This is a genomic window from Enterobacter vonholyi (assembly GCF_008364555.1).
GTDB lineage: Bacteria > Pseudomonadota > Gammaproteobacteria > Enterobacterales > Enterobacteriaceae > Enterobacter > Enterobacter vonholyi.
Map to the genome: position 1 here is coordinate 36,558 of NZ_VTUC01000001.1, position 16,045 is coordinate 52,602.

The window sequence follows — 16,045 nt, forward strand, 5'->3', positions numbered from 1 at the left end:
TTTGCTTTTTTTCCGGAAAATTATCGATTTCTTTCTTGCAAGAAATCGAGGGACGCTTATTACCTAAAATAAAGAGAGAAAGATGAAAAGTTTAAAAATCGCAGCCAGCCGCGCTTGTCCTGATTGCTTTACCACCCAGCGTGAACTGGTGGATGTCAGAGCCTCTGATTATATCGATGTCGCCGCTATTGTTCTGGCGGTCAGTGATATTACCGGCGGGATACTGGACGAAATAGAAGCCACCGGTTTTGGCATTCCCGTATTTGTCGCGACGCAGAAAGAAGAGTTCATTCCGGCAGACTATTTATCGCGCATTCATGGCGTATTTGAGTATTCAGACACCAGCAACGACTTTTATGGACGCCAGCTGGAAGCGGCAGCCCAAAAGTATGAAACCCAGCTGCGCCCGCCGTTTTTCCGCGCCCTGGTCGACTACGTGAAGCAGGGCAACAGTGCGTTCGACTGCCCGGGCCATCAGGGCGGCCAGTTCTTCCGCCGCCATCCTGCCGGCAATCAGTTTGTGGATTTCTTTGGCGAGACGCTTTTCCGCTCCGACCTGTGTAACGCCGACGTGGCGATGGGCGATCTGCTGATTCACGAAGGCGCGCCGTGCATTGCGCAGCAACATGCGGCGAAGGTCTTTAATGCCGATAAGACCTACTTCGTGCTGAACGGCACCTCGTCATCCAACAAAGTGGTACTTAACGCCCTGCTCACGCCGGGCGACCTGGTGCTGTTCGACCGCAACAACCACAAATCCAACCATCACGGTGCCCTACTCCAGGCAGGCGCAACGCCAGTCTATCTGGAAACCGCGCGCAACCCGTACGGCTTTATCGGCGGCATTGACGCCCACTGTTTTGAAGAACAGTACCTGCGCGAGCTGGTGGCCGAAGTTGCACCGGGCCGTGCGCGCGATGCGCGTCCGTTCCGTCTGGCGGTGATCCAGCTCGGTACTTACGATGGCACCATCTACAACGCCCGTCAGGTGGTGGATAAGATTGGGCATCTGTGTGATTACATCCTGTTTGACTCCGCCTGGGTGGGTTACGAGCAGTTTATCCCGATGATGGCCGACTGCTCTCCGCTGCTGCTGGAGCTGAACGAAAACGACCCGGGGATTTTGGTTACCCAGTCCGTGCATAAACAGCAGGCAGGCTTCTCCCAGACCTCGCAAATCCATAAAAAAGACAGCCACATCAAAGGACAGCAGCGCTATGTCCCGCACAAGCGGCTGAATAATGCCTTTATGATGCACGCCTCCACCAGCCCGTTTTATCCGCTGTTTGCCGCGCTGGACATCAACGCCCGTATGCATGAAGGCCAGAGCGGCCGCAACATGTGGATGGACTGCGTGGTGAACGGTATTGAAGCGCGTAAGCTAATCCTGGAGAACTGCCGGTATCTGCGCCCCTTCGTGCCGGAGACGGTGGATGGCCGTCCGTGGGAAAGCTGGGACACGGCGGAAATTGCGACCGATCTGCGCTTCTTCCACTTCGTACCGGGTGAAAACTGGCACGCCTTTGAAGGCTACGCCGAGCATCAGTATTTTATCGACCCGTGCAAGCTCCTGCTAACCACGCCGGGCATTAACGCCCGCACCGGGGAGTATGACGACTTCGGCGTGCCCGCCACTATCCTCGCTAACTTCCTGCGTGAAAACGGCATCGTGCCGGAAAAATGCGATCTCAACTCGATCCTGTTCCTGCTCACGCCTGCGGAAGATATGGGCAAACTGCAGCAGCTGGTGGCGCAGCTGGTGCGTTTCGAAAAACTGCTCGAGAGCGATGTTCCGCTGAAAGACGTCCTGCCTTCTCTCTACAAACAGCATCCGGAACGTTACGCGGATTACACCCTGCGCCAGATCTGCCAGGAAATGCATGACCTGTACGCCCGTCACAACGTGAAGCAGCTGCAGAAAGAGATGTTCCGCAAGTCTCACTTCCCGCGCGTGATGATGAACCCGCAGGACGCGAACTACGCCTATCTGCGCGGAGAAGTAGAACTGGTCTCCCTGCGCGACGCGGAAGGCCGCATCGCCGCGGAAGGCGCCCTACCTTATCCACCGGGGGTATTGTGCGTGGTTCCAGGGGAGGTCTGGGGCGGCTCCGTGCTGCGCTACTTCGCCGCGCTGGAAGAAGGCATCAACCTGCTGCCGGGCTTCGCGCCGGAGCTGCAGGGTGTGTACGTCGAAGAGTGCGAGGGCCGCAAACAGGTTCGCTGTAACGTCATCAAACAACCCGCCGCTCAGCCCGCGCTGCTGAAAGGAGAGAAATTATGAGTAAGTCCAATAAGATGGGCGTGGTGCAGCTAACTATCCTCACCATGGTGAACATGATGGGCTCCGGGATCATTATGCTGCCCACCAAGCTTGCCGAAGTAGGAACCATTTCAATTATCTCCTGGCTGGTGACCGCCGTAGGCTCAATGGCGCTGGCGTGGGCGTTTGCCAAGTGCGGGATGTTCAGCCGCAAGTCAGGCGGCATGGGGGGCTACGCCGAGTATGCCTTTGGTAAGTCTGGCAACTTTATGGCCAACTATACCTACGGGGTGTCGCTGCTGATCGCCAACGTGGCGATTGCCATCTCCGCCGTGGGCTACGGTACGGAGCTGTTTGGCGCGACGCTCAGCCCGGTACAGATTGGCCTGGCCACCATCGGCGTGCTGTGGATCTGCACCGTGGCTAACTTTGGCGGGGCGCGTATCACCGGACAGCTCTCCAGCATCACCGTCTGGGGGGTAATTATTCCCGTTGTCGGCCTGTGCATCATCGGCTGGTTCTGGTTCAGCCCGACCCTGTACGCCAACTCCTGGAACCCGCACCATGTGCCGTTCTTCAGCGCAGTCGGCTCTTCTATCGCCATGACGCTCTGGGCCTTCCTCGGTCTGGAATCCGCCTGCGCCAACGCAGAAGTGGTTGATAACCCTGAAAAGAACGTGCCGATTGCGGTCCTCGGCGGTACGCTGGGCGCGGCGGTGATCTATATCGTCTCGACTAACGTGATTGCCGGGATTGTGCCAAACATGGATCTTGCTAACTCTACGGCGCCGTTCGGACTGGCCTTCGCGCAGATGTTCACGCCGGAAGTCGGGAAAGTGATTATGGGTTTGATGGTCATGTCGTGCTGCGGTTCACTCCTTGGCTGGCAGTTCACCATCGCACAGGTGTTTAAATCTTCGGCTGATGAAGGTTATTTCCCAAAAATCTTCTCTCGCGTGACCAAAGCGGATGCGCCGGTGCAGGGCATGCTGGCGATTGTCATCTTCCAGAGCGGATTGTCGCTGATGACCATTAGCCCGTCGCTGAACAGCCAGTTCAACGTGCTGGTCAACCTGGCGGTCGTGACGAACATCATTCCGTATATTCTGTCGATGGCGGCGCTGGTGATCATTCAGAAGGTGGCGAAGGTGGATCCGCGCAAAGCGCGCGCGGCCAATATCGTGGCGCTGATTGGCGCGATTTACAGCTTCTATGCGCTTTACTCATCCGGCCAGGAAGCGATGCTCTACGGGGCAATGGTAACCTTTATGGGCTGGACGCTGTACGGTCTGGTATCACCACGGTTTGAATTGAAGAACAAGCACAGTTAGGTCAAAGCAAAACGGCAACCCAAGGGTTGCCGTTTTATTGTTTTCTCCCTCTCCCGAAGGGAGAGGGTCAGGATGAGGGCATCAGTCCGCACCCAAACCGCACTTACGCGTTTTTCAGCACTTCGCTGACAATCTCTACCGCTTCTTTCTCAATCTGCTGACGATGCTCAGCGCCGAGGAAGCTTTCGCAATAGATTTTATACGCATCTTCCGTGCCGGATGGGCGAGCGGCGAACCAGCCGTTTTCAGTCATCACTTTCAGTCCACCAATGGAGGCGCCGTTACCCGGTGCCGCCGTCAGACGTGCGGTGATCGGGTCGCCCGCCAGGGTGCTTGCGCTGACCATCTCCGGTGAGAGTTTGGAGAGGGCCGCTTTCTGGGCTGACGTCGCGCTGGCCTGAATACGGTTATAGCTTGGTGCACCAAAGCGTGCCGCCAGCTCGTTGTAATGTTCCTGCGGGTTCTTACCGGTGACCGCGGTGATTTCCGCCGCCAGCAGGCACATGATGATGCCGTCTTTATCGGTTGACCATGGCGTGCCGTCGAAACGCAGGAAAGATGCGCCCGCACTCTCTTCACCGCCGAAGCCGAAGCTGCCGTCGTGCAGACCGTCAACAAACCATTTGAAGCCCACCGGCACTTCCACCAGCTTGCGGCCCAGCGCCTCAACCACGCGGTCGATCATCGCGGAGGAAACCAGCGTTTTACCGACGGCCACCTCTTTGCCCCACTGCGGACGGTGCTGGAACAGGTAGTTAATCGCGACTGCCAGATAGTGGTTCGGGTTCATCAGCCCGGCAGGGGTGACGATACCGTGGCGGTCGTAATCCGGGTCGTTAGCAAACGCCAGATCAAATTTATCACGCAGCGCCAGCAGGCCCGCCATCGCGCACTCGGAGGAGCAGTCCATGCGGATCGCGCCGTCTTTGTCCAGGTGCATAAAGCGGAAGGTCTGATCGACGTGATCGTTCACGATGGTCAGATCCAGCTTGTAGTGCTCGGCGATACGTTTCCAGTATTCGATACCGGAGCCGCCCAGCGGATCCACGCCCAGCTTGAGGCCGGCTTTCTGGATGGCCGCCATATCGACGATATCCGCCAGGCCTTCCACGAACGGCTGAACCAGATCCAGCTCTTTCACGTGACCGGACGCCATGGCCGCATCCAGAGAGATACGCTTCACGCCTTTCAGGTCATCAGCCAGCAGCGCGTTCGCGCGATCCTCCACCACTTTGGTGACGTTGGTATCTGCCGGGCCACCGTTAGGCGGGTTATATTTGATACCACCGTCTTCCGGCGGGTTGTGGGATGGCGTGATGACGATACCGTCAGCCAGCGCACCACCTTTTTTGTTGTGCACCAGGATGGCGTTAGAGACCGCAGGCGTTGGGGTGAAGCCGTTGTTCTCCTGAACAATCACATCAACGCCGTTTGCCGCCAGCACTTCCACAACAGAGATGAACGCCGGTTCAGACAGGGCATGGGTATCTTTCCCCACGTAGCACGGACCGGTAACGCCGTTTTTAGCGCGCTCTTCCGCAATGGCCTGAGCAATGGCCAGAATGTGCGGTTCGTTAAAGCTGTGGCGCGCCGCGCTGCCGCGGTGACCAGATGTACCAAACTTCACTGCGTGTTCTGCGTTGCCCACGACCGGCTTCAGCACGTAATACTGCGCGGTCAGCTGAGCGACGTTAATCAAATCGCTTTGTTGTGCAGGTTGGCCTGCACGGCTGTGATTTGCCATTACCGGGTCCTTCTGATGCAAGGGTTAAATTGTACCGCAAACCTTTTCAATCAATTCCGCCGGGAACTGCATGGACTGCATGATGTGTTCAATCATGCTGCACTTACGGCCCGTATTGGTATTGGTGATCACCCAGTATGGGGTGCCAGGAACATGTTTGGGTTTGGTTTGATTGCCATTTTGCAGCAGCGTTTGCTCGTCGCCCGCGAAATAGACGCGAGTACGACCGTGCAGCGACTCGGTCGCTTCAGCAAACGCTTTGTTATCCAGTGAGTAAAGTGTAGACAGCACCAGCATAAAGCGGTTAACCGCCTTTTTCTGCTCCGCGTATTCATCGGAGAGCAGCAGCTCGCGCATCGCACGCACTTTATCTTTTGCCGGCGTCACGGCAGGTTTTGCTTGTGCAACAACGCTTGGCTGAGACACGACATCTTTGGTGACTGGGGTAGCAGGCTGTGAAGCGGCGGAAATTTTAAGCATGCGCCGTAAAATGTCGGACGCGCTCTCCCCGATATGCCGCGTCTGGCTGGCAATATACTGATAGAGTTCGTCATCAACTTCGATTGTTTTCATCTTAATCCAGTGCGATATCTTATCTGAATACAAGTCATTGGGATTATAAGGTCAAATCCCAACAGCGGATAGCGTCAAACCAGGTTGGCGGCAAAAGTCAGATTAAACTGGAACCTTGCAGCCGGGCGGCAGAATGGTCAACATGATACCCTAACCTGACATACGTAAAAAAAGAACTTTGCCATGAAATTGAATACCCGAGCGCAAACTGCACAATCGCCGAACAATAATTCTCCCATCGTACTGGTTCACGGGCTTTTTGGCAGCCTGGATAACCTGGGCGTGCTGGCGCGCGATCTGGTTACCGACCAAGATGTTTTACAGGTCGATATGCGCAATCACGGTCTTTCCGGCCGTTCCGACGAGATGACCTACGCGGCAATGGCGCAGGATCTGCTGGATACGCTGGATGCCAACGACCTGCAAAAGGTGACCCTCATCGGGCATTCAATGGGTGGCAAAGCGGTGATGGCCCTGACGGCACTGGCCCCGGAGCGTATTAACGGCCTGGTTGTAATTGATGTTGCGCCCGTGGATTACGACGTCCGCCGCCACGACGAAATTTTTGCCGCCATCAATGCGGTCACCGAAGCGGGCGTCGCGACTCGCCAACAGGCGGCTGCCGTCATGCGTGAGCATCTTGATGAAGAAGGCGTAGTCCAGTTCCTGCTGAAGTCGTTTGTTGACGGCCAATGGCGTTTTAACGTGCCGGTGCTATGGAACCAGTACAACAACATCGTGGGCTGGGAAACCGTCCCCGCCTGGCCGCACCCTACCCTCTTTATTCGCGGCGGTAACTCTCCTTACGTTACCGACGCGTACCGCGACACGCTGCTGGCCCAATTCCCGCAGGCTCGCGCCCACGTGATTGCCGGTGCCGGACACTGGGTGCACGCAGAAAAACCCGATGCCGTGCTGCGCGCCATTCGCCGCTATCTCGCTGATACGACAAATTGATTAAAAAGAAAGCGACTGGAAGGCTGCGGGCTTCCAGTCGTTGGCGTGCCGTTTTTGGTGATGTATGATGGCGCGCTTATCGCCCGGGCATTAGCAGGGCGGCGTGTTTCCCCCGAAGTCTCAGAATCATGGCCAAAGAACAAACGGACCGTACGACACTAGATCTGTTCGCGAATGAGCGTCGCCCGGGACGACCGAAGACGAATCCGCTTTCGCGCGATGAACAGCTGCGTATCAATAAACGCAATCAGCTTAAACGCGATAAAAATCGCGGGCTTAAGCGTGTCGAACTGAAGCTTAACGCCGACGCCGTCGATGCGCTGAACGAGCTGGCTGACGCGCGAAATATCAGCCGAAGCGAGCTCATTGAAGAGATGTTAATCGCCCAGCTTGAGGCGTTACGCAGCCAGGCATAAGTCTGAAAATCCCCTTTATTACCCTTTTCATGTAGCACAGAGTGCAGTCCTGCGCGATAGCTGTTTCCGCAGGGTTGCCAGTTCTGCTATTATTGCCCTTATCCGTGGCCGAATTGCGCCACCATACTATTAAGTTTCAAGAGGTTATTTTACTCATGGCAATCATCGGCATTTTCTTTGGCAGTGATACCGGCAATACCGAAAATATCGCAAAAAACATTCAAAAACAGCTCGGTAAAGACGTTGCTGATGTGCATGACATTGCCAAGAGCAGCAAAGAAGATCTGGAAGGCTATGACATTCTGCTGCTGGGTATCCCAACCTGGTACTACGGTGAAGCCCAATGCGACTGGGATGATTTCTTCCCGACGCTGGAAGAAGTGGACTTCAACGGTAAGCTGGTTGCCCTGTTTGGCTGCGGTGACCAGGAAGACTACGCTGAGTATTTCTGTGACGCGCTGGGTACCATCCGCGACATCATTGAGCCGAATGGCGCGGTTATCGTAGGCCACTGGCCGACCGCTGGTTACCACTTCGAAGCGTCTAAAGGCCTGGCCGATGACGATCATTTCGTGGGTCTGGCCATCGACGAAGACCGTCAGCCAGAACTGACCGCCGAGCGCGTTGAGAAGTGGGTGAAGCAGATCCGTGAAGAACTGCACCTTGATGATATTCTGAACGCCTGATTTTATCGCGGCGCAACTGCGGTTGCGCCCATGCCCCAGGTCAAACCGATTAAATTAATCGCTACAATCTTTTAACTTTTTCGCCCAGACCTGTACAATGTCTCCCTGATAAAATGTGGTTTTCCATAGAGCAAGTTTGTTGGTGATACCCCATTTTTATAAGCATATTTTGCCTGAGACTTGCAGTTTTCATTTAGCCATGGCAGTTCTATAATGAGACGCATTATCCCAGGTGCATTTTCTGTCACTTCCTACAGAAGTGAATCGTTTAGCAACAGGACAGATTCCGCATGACTGACAACAATACCGCATTAAAGAAGGCTGGCCTGAAAGTTACGCTTCCTCGGTTAAAAATCCTCGAAGTGCTTCAGGGTCCAGACAATCACCATGTCAGTGCGGAAGACCTTTATAAACGTCTTATCGACATGGGTGAAGAGATTGGGCTGGCTACCGTCTATCGCGTGCTGAACCAGTTTGATGACGCGGGCATTGTCACCCGTCATAATTTCGAAGGCGGTAAATCTGTTTTCGAACTGACCCAGCAGCAGCACCACGATCATCTGATCTGCCTCGACTGCGGCAAGGTCATTGAATTCAGCGATGATTCCATCGAAGCGCGCCAGCGTGAAATCGCCGCGCGTCACGGTATCCGCCTGACCAACCACAGCCTGTATCTTTACGGTCACTGTGCTGAAGGCGACTGCCGCGAAGATGACCACGCGCACGACGCAAAATAATCAAGTGTTCATACTCTGAGCCAGCCGAAAGGTTGGCTTTTTTTTGCCAGAAAAAAGCCCGGTAAGCGCAGCGCCACCGGGCGTAAAGCAACTTATTTATTATTGTTGCGTATCTCGTTCCAGATCTTATCGCAACGCTTGGTCACTTCCTGATCGTTACCGGTTTTACGCGCCTGGATACAGGCCTGGTAATCCATCACGCGGACATTCTCCCGCGTCGCAAACTGCTCATGCGCTTTCTCTTTCTTCAGCACGTTCAAAACGCTCTGACAGGCTTCAATTTTCTCCGGCGATCCTTCTGCTGTATTAATACAGGCGCTATAGGCCTCCTTCAGCCGGGAATCTTCTTTCGGTGCCTCACTCTGAGCACACGCCACCAGCCCTGATGCCAGCAACGCGACGATTACGATTTTTTTCATCATATGCAGTCTCCGGTCCGGCGGGATCTAACCCGCCGGAAGATTCATCAGAAGATAGTGAACGGTGCGATAACCATGAATTTCACGTCACGTTCATCCTGGAAGATGTTGCCGTAACCGCCCGCGTAGCTCGGGATATCGGAGTGGTTGTCATACTGAGTGAAGTGCAGTTTGAACATTGTGCCTTTCGCGCGGCCATCCTGCAGGGTATAGATAGCATCGAGGCTGTAGGAAGACTCTTTCAGGCGATAGTTGGGATCGTAGTATGCGTCCGGAGTTGCCATATCGGCTGGTTTTGCATCCCAGGCGTAAGCGTAAGAAGCGCCCACCGCCCAGCCAGGCAGGTTCCAGTTTTTCAGGTCGTACATTGCGCCGAAGAAGACCGCTTTCTCGCCGTCGGCGTTGAAGTCTGAGCGGTTATCCCACCAGATATCAAGACGACCGTTGGATGAGGCATAGGTCGGGGTCATACGCTGCAGGAAGTAGCCCTGCTGCCCTTCCGCCTTCACCCATGTTCCTTCCAGACGTAAATCAACCTGACCGACCTTATAGCCGAAGGTTAGCGCCTGCAGCCACGCGGTGCCATCATAAATGTCATTGACGCCACCGTTGCTGACTTTGTCGCGCGTACCGTAGAACTGATAGCTGGTACTCAGCGGGCTACCCGCGACATCAAACTTATAGCTGGCCTTGGCAAAGTACTGATCGATATACCCTTGCGCCTGGCCAAATGCTGCTTCGAGAACCAGATCGTTTTTGAAGTCGTATTTCGCCCCCAGCGAGTGGAGATAATCGACTTTGGTTTTCTTATCGTTCTGGTAGAACTTGTCCATCTCGATGTGCCAGGGTGCTTTGTACTCGTTGGTCCACATATAGGAGAAGCTCAACGCACCCGCATCACCGTAGTCAAAGTTCGCCCCGGCTTCCGCACCCTGATAGGTACCCGGCATAAAACTCCAGTGCGGTGCTAACAGGGTCTGGCCAGTTGGCTGAATATAACCACCGCGCGCCCATACCGGACCGTATTTAAATTTTGCAGCGGCTTTGTAAAGGCTGATGCCGCTCTTATCCCCGGACCAGTCTTCTTTATACGCTTTATTGCTGGAGGAGAAGGCAATTTCGTTCGGGTGGGCGCTGTCGCCGTTTTCCGCCATTTCAATCGCGGTAAACGCAGCAATATCCAGACCGAACATATCCGCGGCATAGCCTGACTGGAAGTCCAGGTTGGCGTTCCAGGTGGAATGAGAAAGGTTGGTTTTGTATTTGTCTTCGGTGACGTCTTTACGGTCACGTTCACGCTGCCAGTAATAGATACCGCCCGTGAGGGTAGAATCGTCGATGAAGCCCGCCGCTTTCGCCTCTGGTGTCACCACCAGGCCCGACATTGCTGTCACACCGGCAATAGCCAGCGCCAGCGCACTACGTTTGCCACTGAACGTACGCATAGATTATTCCTCTTTGACGAATTAAAACGCCTGAAACGGCGTAAATAAAAAAGACCAAATGGTCAGGGGTAGTTTTAAATACCCTCGAATTAACTACCGTCGTTAGGTTATTTTTCGCGACGCGAATTATCAATGCTTTTTAGCGGACAAAAGTCAGGATTATGACGAAGTGCACATAATTAGTAGTGCTTTGTAACATTTGCAGGGAGGCGAGGAATGGCGGGGAATTTTCAAGTATTTCAGTGGCTAGACGAGAAACATCTTCCCTTTCTTATAACCTTTTTGTTTTTCCTAATGACACAAACTTTTTTTTGAAAAATAAGTAGCGCCTCATTGACCTGATATTTTTATCACACCTTTTTAGGCCCTGGCTTAATACCCTGATCGTTAAATAAAAAAACGCCGCATAGTGCGGCGTTTGTCTCTCATTGACCAGACCAGCAATATTATTCGCCGATCTTCGTCCAGGTATCACGCAGACCTACGGTACGGTTAAATACCGGTTTTTCTGCCGTGCTGTGACGGCTGTCCAGGCAGAAGTAACCTTCACGTTCGAACTGGAACGCTTTGCCTGCTTCAGCGTTTTTCAGAGAAGGCTCCGCATAACCCTGCTTGATCACCAGAGATTCCGGGTTGATGGTCGCCAGGAAGTCTTCCGCAGCACCAGGGTTAGGCACGCTGAACAGACGATCGTACAGACGAATTTCTACCGGCAGCGCGTGGGATGCGCTCACCCAGTGGATAACGCCTTTCACCTTGCGGCCATCCGCAGGATCTTTGCTCAGCGTTTCAGCATCATAAGAACAGAAGATGGTGGTGATATTCCCTTCTGCATCTTTCTCTACGCGCTCGGCTTTGATGACGTAGGCATTACGCAGACGCACTTCTTTACCCAGCACCAGACGCTTGTACTGTTTGTTGGCTTCTTCGCGGAAGTCAGCGCGGTCAATCCAGATCTCGCCGCTGAACGGCACGTCACGGCTTCCCATTTCCGGTTTGTTCGGATGGTTAGGCATGGCGACCAGCTCGCTTTCACCCTGCGGATAATTTTCGATAACCAGTTTCACCGGATCGATAACCGCCATCGCGCGCGGAGCGTTTTCGTTGAGATCTTCGCGAATGCATGATTCAAGGGACGCCATCTCGATGGTGTTGTCCTGCTTGGTCACGCCGATACGTTTGCAGAACTCACGAATAGAGGCGGCAGTGTAACCACGACGACGCAGACCAGAAATGGTAGGCATACGTGGATCATCCCAGCCCTCAACGTGCTTGTCGGTCACCAGCAGGTTCAGCTTACGCTTGGACATCACGGTGTATTCCAGGTTCAGGCGAGAGAACTCGTACTGGCGCGGATGCACAGGAATGGTGATGTTATCCAGAACCCAGTCGTACAGACGACGGTTGTCCTGGAACTCCAGCGTACACAGGGAGTGCGTAATGCCTTCCAGCGCATCGCTGATGCAGTGGGTAAAGTCGTACATCGGGTAGATGCACCACTTGTTGCCGGTCTGGTGGTGTTCCGCAAACTTAATGCGGTACAGCACCGGATCGCGCATCACGATGAACGGAGACGCCATGTCGATTTTGGCACGCAGGCACGCTTTGCCTTCTTCGAAGCCACCGGCACGCATTTTTTCAAACAGCGCCAGGTTCTCTTCCACGCTGCGGTCGCGGAACGGGCTGTTTTTGCCCGGTGCGGTCAGCGTACCGCGATACTCACGGATCTCGTCAGCAGACAGCTCGTCGACATACGCCAGACCCTTGTTGATAAGCTCTACCGCATAGGCGTACAGCTGATCAAAATAGTCAGAGGAGTAGCAGATATCGCCAGACCAGTTGAAGCCCAGCCATTGCACGTCGTTCTTAATGGACTCAACGTATTCGATGTCTTCTTTTACTGGGTTGGTGTCATCGAAACGCAGGTTGCACTGTCCCTGGTAGTCTTGCGCAATGCCAAAGTTCAGGCAGATGGACTTCGCATGCCCGATATGCAGGTAGCCGTTCGGCTCCGGCGGAAAGCGGGTATGAATTGTGGTGTGCTTACCACTGGCCAGATCTTCATCGATGATCTGACGAATAAAGTTACTCGGGCGGGCTTCAGCCTCACTCATCGTGGATTCCTCAAAGCGTAAACAACGTATAACGGCATATGATCTTATAAGCCGGACGTAGTGACAACCCTTAAAACGTCTCTGAAGAAAATAATGGGGGCATTTGCTGCAAAAAAAAGCGGCGGAGGATCTCCCCCGCCGCTTAAGGCATGACTCTACTCAGGAGCGATTACTTGCCTTTAATCTCGTACAGCGGTGTTTGACCCGCAACAACCTGACCTTTCGCCTGAATGACCAGGCCGCTGAAGTCGTCGATGTTGCTGCAAACGACCGGACTTATCATGGAGCGCGCGTTGGCGTTCAGGAAGTCCAGATCCATTTCCAGAATCGGCTGCCCAGCCACCACTTCAGCGCCCTCTTCCACCAGACGAGTAAAGCCCTGGCCGTTCAGCGCAACGGTATCGATACCCATATGGACAACGATCTCCGCGCCATTTTCGGTTTCGAGGCAGAACGCATGGTTGGTGTTGAAGATTTTCACGATGGTACCGGCAGCCGGAGACACAACGGTTTTGTCCGTTGGTTTCACCGCCACACCGTCACCGACCGCTTTGCTGGCGAAGGCTTCGTCAGGCACCTGCTCAATCGCAACGACTTCACCGGTTACCGGTGAAACCAGCGCGGCTATCGTTTTGGCGTTGGGTACCGCCTGCGGTTTTGCAGCCGCTGGCGCGGCGGCAGGTGCGACAGAAGCTTCTGCTGCGGCTACCGGGCCGGTAGTTTTCATGGCATTAGCAATTTTCTCTGCCACAAAGCCAACGATAATCTGCACGCTGGTTTTGTTCAGGCGGATAACACCGGACGCGCCCAGACGTTTGGCCAGCGCTTCGTTCACCAGGGAAGAGTCTTTGACGTTCAGACGCAGGCGAGTGATACAGGCATCGATACCGGTCAGGTTGTCAGAACCGCCTACTGCGGCGATGTACTGACGCGCCAGACCTGAAACGTCCTGGTCCTGAGCACCGCTCACGTTCACATCCTGACCATCCGCTTCGCTACCGGCCACGGCCAGTTCACGACCCGGTGTCATGAGGTTAAATTTGGTGATAGTGAAACGGAACACTACGTAGTAGATCGCGAAGAACACCAGACCTTGCGGGATCAGCATCCACCAGTGGGTCGCCAGCGGGTTACGGGACGAAAGCACCATATCCACCAGACCGGCGCTGAAGCCGAAACCGGCAATCCACTGCATGCTGGCAGCGATGAACACGGAGATACCGGTCAGCACGGCGTGGATCACATACAGAACCGGCGCCACGAACATGAAGGAGAACTCCAGCGGCTCGGTGATACCGGTGAAGAAGGCCGCGAACGCGCCCGCCATCATGATACCCAGCACTTTCGCTTTATTCTCTGGACGCGCGCAGTGGTAGATAGCCAGCGCAGCACCCGGCAGACCAAACATCATGATCGGGAAGAAGCCCGCCTGGTAACGACCGGTGATACCGACAACCGCTTTACCTGCTTCGATGGACTGTGCACCACCCAGGAAGTTAGGGATATCGTTAATACCGGCAACGTCGAACCAGAACACGGAGTTCAGCGCGTGGTGCAGACCAACCGGGATCAGCAGACGGTTGAAGAACGCGTACACGCCCGCACCGACAGAACCCAGTTTCTGGATGTGCTCACCGAAGTTCACCAGACCGTCGAAAATCATCGGCCAGACGTACATCATGATGAACGCGACAACGATCATCACAAACGAGGTCAGGATAGGGACCAGACGGCGGCCGCTAAAGAAGGAGAGCGCTTTTGGCAGCTCTACGCTGCTGAAGCGGTTATACAGTTCGGCAGAGATGATACCCACAAGGATACCGACAAACTGGTTGCTGATCTTACCGAATGCCGCCGGAACCTGGTCCGCCGGAATTTTTTGGATCATGGCCACTGCTGCAGGTGAGCAGAGAGTGGTTAAGACGAGGAAACCGACAAAACCGGTCAGCGCAGCGGCACCGTCTTTGTCTTTGGACATACCGTAAGCCACACCAATCGCGAACAACACGGACATATTGTCGATAATGGCGGAACCTGACTTGATAAAGAACGCCGCCAGCGCGCTGGTATTACCCCAGCCGTTGGGGTCGATCCAGTAGCCGACACCCATCAGGATGGCTGCGGCAGGCAGCGTGGCGACCGGCACCATAAGTGCGCGGCCAACCTTTTGTAAATAACCTAGAATACTCACTTTCTTCCCCCTATGAGACCCCGTTTAAGGCATGTTCTCAGCTCTGTTTTTTATTGTGTCACGAACTATAGATACAGTTGATGCTTCACTGGCATTGTGAGTGTGTGAAAAATTAATTCGTATCGCAAATTAAACGCGTACTTTTTGTGATTTTTGTCACCAAATATCGTTATTAACCCTCCCTTACACTGGCTAACAGTGAAAACTTATTTTATCATTCAAAAAATCAAGACGGATTGATCCGGCCTGAAAGTTTCCAGGTTACGCTTAAGTATCAGGTTCCGATAGCTATCCGCCCACTCTTCTACTTTAACTCTTGAGGTGAACAATGAGACTGATTCCCCTGGCAACTGCTGAACAAGTTGGTAAATGGGCCGCTCGCCATATCGTTAACCGTATCAACGCCTTTAAACCAACTGCCGATCGTCCTTTCGTTCTTGGACTTCCGACAGGCGGCACACCGCTGACTGCCTACAAGGCGCTGGTTGAGATGCATAAAGCAGGCCAGGTTAGCTTCAAGCATGTTGTGACATTCAACATGGATGAATACGTTGGCTTACCGAAAGATCACCCGGAAAGCTACCATAGCTTTATGCACCGTAATTTCTTTGATCACGTTGATATTCCAGCTGAAAATATTAACCTGCTGAATGGAAACGCGCCTGATATTGACGCAGAATGCCGTCAGTATGAAGAAAAAATCCGTTCTTACGGTAAGATCCACCTGTTTATGGGTGGTGTAGGTAATGATGGTCACATCGCGTTTAACGAACCGGCGTCATCTCTGGCTTCCCGCACCCGTATTAAAACGCTGACCCATGACACGCGCGTGGCAAACTCCCGCTTCTTTGACGGCGATGTTAACCAGGTTCCAAAATACGCCCTGACCGTAGGCGTAGGCACCCTGCTGGATGCTGAAGAAGTGATGATTCTGGTGCTGGGCAGCGTGAAAGCCCAGGCGCTCCAGGCTGCCGTTGAAGGCAACGTAAACCATATGTGGACCATAAGCTGCCTGCAGCTGCATCCGAAATCAGTCATCGTCTGCGACGAGCCGTCCACGATGGAGCTGAAGGTTAAAACGCTGAAGTACTTCAACGAGTTAGAAGCTGAGAACATCAAAGGTCTGTAATTGAATAACCGCCTCTTCATCAAGAGGCGGCCGCTTTTTTTAA

At 54.0% G+C, this 16,045-nt stretch carries 13 protein-coding genes; 7 read left to right on the top strand and 6 right to left on the bottom strand.

Annotation, left to right across the window (positions count from 1 at the left end; genetic code table 11):
- Positions 1-82: 82 nt before the first annotated feature.
- A complete protein-coding gene (gene speF / locus F0319_RS00195; protein ID WP_149366025.1) occupies positions 83-2,281 on the top strand; it encodes an ornithine decarboxylase SpeF in 2,199 nt (732 codons plus the stop codon).
- Positions 2,278-3,591: a putrescine-ornithine antiporter gene (gene potE / locus F0319_RS00200; protein WP_008501072.1), complete on the top strand. Its 1,314-nt coding sequence runs from the start codon at positions 2,278-2,280 to the stop codon at positions 3,589-3,591. Before speF ends, potE begins: the two co-directional genes overlap by 4 nt.
- Before the next feature lie 103 nt (positions 3,592-3,694).
- Here the strand turns inward: potE and pgm are convergent, their stop codons facing one another.
- Both pgm and seqA read right to left on the bottom strand, forming a co-directional pair.
- Positions 3,695-5,335 carry a phosphoglucomutase (alpha-D-glucose-1,6-bisphosphate-dependent) gene (gene pgm, locus F0319_RS00205; RefSeq protein ID WP_111964379.1) on the bottom strand — a complete coding sequence of 547 codons (1,641 nt, stop codon included), beginning with the start codon at positions 5,333-5,335 and terminating at the stop codon, positions 3,695-3,697.
- A gap of 24 nt (positions 5,336-5,359) precedes the next feature.
- Positions 5,360-5,908: a replication initiation negative regulator SeqA gene (gene seqA / locus F0319_RS00210; RefSeq protein ID WP_008501070.1), complete on the bottom strand. Its 549-nt coding sequence runs from the start codon at positions 5,906-5,908 to the stop codon at positions 5,360-5,362.
- Positions 5,909-6,091: 183 nt separating this feature from the next.
- On the opposite strand from seqA, the gene ybfF reads away from it, so the two are divergent.
- From ybfF to fur, 4 genes are all read left to right on the top strand, one after another.
- The gene (gene ybfF / locus F0319_RS00215; protein WP_149366026.1) at positions 6,092-6,865 is read left to right on the top strand and encodes an esterase; all 774 of its coding nucleotides are present in this window, start codon (positions 6,092-6,094) and stop codon (positions 6,863-6,865) included.
- A gap of 128 nt (positions 6,866-6,993) precedes the next feature.
- Positions 6,994-7,281, top strand: a complete 288-nt coding sequence (gene ybfE / locus F0319_RS00220; RefSeq protein ID WP_111964381.1) for a LexA regulated protein — start codon at positions 6,994-6,996, stop codon at positions 7,279-7,281.
- Positions 7,282-7,436: 155 nt separating this feature from the next.
- Positions 7,437-7,967 carry a flavodoxin FldA gene (fldA, locus tag F0319_RS00225; protein ID WP_008501067.1) on the top strand — a complete coding sequence of 177 codons (531 nt, stop codon included), beginning with the start codon at positions 7,437-7,439 and terminating at the stop codon, positions 7,965-7,967.
- Positions 7,968-8,257: 290 nt separating this feature from the next.
- A complete protein-coding gene (fur, locus tag F0319_RS00230) occupies positions 8,258-8,704 on the top strand; it encodes a ferric iron uptake transcriptional regulator (protein WP_014169146.1) in 447 nt (148 codons plus the stop codon).
- Positions 8,705-8,796: 92 nt separating this feature from the next.
- Here the strand turns inward: fur and chiQ are convergent, their stop codons facing one another.
- The 4 genes from chiQ to nagE all read right to left on the bottom strand — a co-directional run bounded on the left by chiQ (position 8,797) and on the right by nagE (position 14,873).
- Positions 8,797-9,123, bottom strand: coding sequence for a ChiQ/YbfN family lipoprotein (gene chiQ, locus F0319_RS00235; RefSeq protein ID WP_111964473.1), 327 nt, complete (start codon positions 9,121-9,123; stop codon positions 8,797-8,799).
- A gap of 47 nt (positions 9,124-9,170) precedes the next feature.
- Positions 9,171-10,568 (bottom strand): chitoporin ChiP, encoded by a 1,398-nt coding sequence (gene chiP / locus F0319_RS00240; protein ID WP_032661118.1) that lies wholly within the window; start codon positions 10,566-10,568, stop codon positions 9,171-9,173.
- 446 nt (positions 10,569-11,014) lie between these two features.
- A complete protein-coding gene (glnS, locus tag F0319_RS00245) occupies positions 11,015-12,682 on the bottom strand; it encodes a glutamine--tRNA ligase (protein WP_111964383.1) in 1,668 nt (555 codons plus the stop codon).
- A 169-nt stretch (positions 12,683-12,851) separates the two neighbouring features.
- A complete protein-coding gene (gene nagE, locus F0319_RS00250) occupies positions 12,852-14,873 on the bottom strand; it encodes an N-acetylglucosamine-specific PTS transporter subunit IIBC (protein ID WP_111964384.1) in 2,022 nt (673 codons plus the stop codon).
- Positions 14,874-15,201: 328 nt separating this feature from the next.
- On the opposite strand from nagE, the gene nagB reads away from it, so the two are divergent.
- Positions 15,202-16,002: a glucosamine-6-phosphate deaminase gene (gene nagB / locus F0319_RS00255; protein ID WP_013097568.1), complete on the top strand. Its 801-nt coding sequence runs from the start codon at positions 15,202-15,204 to the stop codon at positions 16,000-16,002.
- The last annotated feature ends 43 nt before the right edge of the window (positions 16,003-16,045 follow it).

Excerpts from the sequence above, each read along its gene's own strand:
- speF (WP_149366025.1), top strand. The coding sequence starts at position 83 with ATGAAAAGTTTAAAAATCGCAGCCAGCCGCGCTTGTCCTGATTGCTTT.
- potE (WP_008501072.1), top strand. The coding sequence starts at position 2,278 with ATGAGTAAGTCCAATAAGATGGGCGTGGTGCAGCTAACTATCCTCACC.
- pgm (WP_111964379.1), bottom strand. The coding sequence starts at position 5,335 with ATGGCAAATCACAGCCGTGCAGGCCAACCTGCACAACAAAGCGATTTG.
- seqA (WP_008501070.1), bottom strand. The coding sequence starts at position 5,908 with ATGAAAACAATCGAAGTTGATGACGAACTCTATCAGTATATTGCCAGC.
- ybfF (WP_149366026.1), top strand. The coding sequence starts at position 6,092 with ATGAAATTGAATACCCGAGCGCAAACTGCACAATCGCCGAACAATAAT.
- ybfE (WP_111964381.1), top strand. The coding sequence starts at position 6,994 with ATGGCCAAAGAACAAACGGACCGTACGACACTAGATCTGTTCGCGAAT.
- fldA (WP_008501067.1), top strand. The coding sequence starts at position 7,437 with ATGGCAATCATCGGCATTTTCTTTGGCAGTGATACCGGCAATACCGAA.
- fur (WP_014169146.1), top strand. The coding sequence starts at position 8,258 with ATGACTGACAACAATACCGCATTAAAGAAGGCTGGCCTGAAAGTTACG.
- chiQ (WP_111964473.1), bottom strand. The coding sequence starts at position 9,123 with ATGAAAAAAATCGTAATCGTCGCGTTGCTGGCATCAGGGCTGGTGGCG.
- chiP (WP_032661118.1), bottom strand. The coding sequence starts at position 10,568 with ATGCGTACGTTCAGTGGCAAACGTAGTGCGCTGGCGCTGGCTATTGCC.
- glnS (WP_111964383.1), bottom strand. The coding sequence starts at position 12,682 with ATGAGTGAGGCTGAAGCCCGCCCGAGTAACTTTATTCGTCAGATCATC.
- nagB (WP_013097568.1), top strand. The coding sequence starts at position 15,202 with ATGAGACTGATTCCCCTGGCAACTGCTGAACAAGTTGGTAAATGGGCC.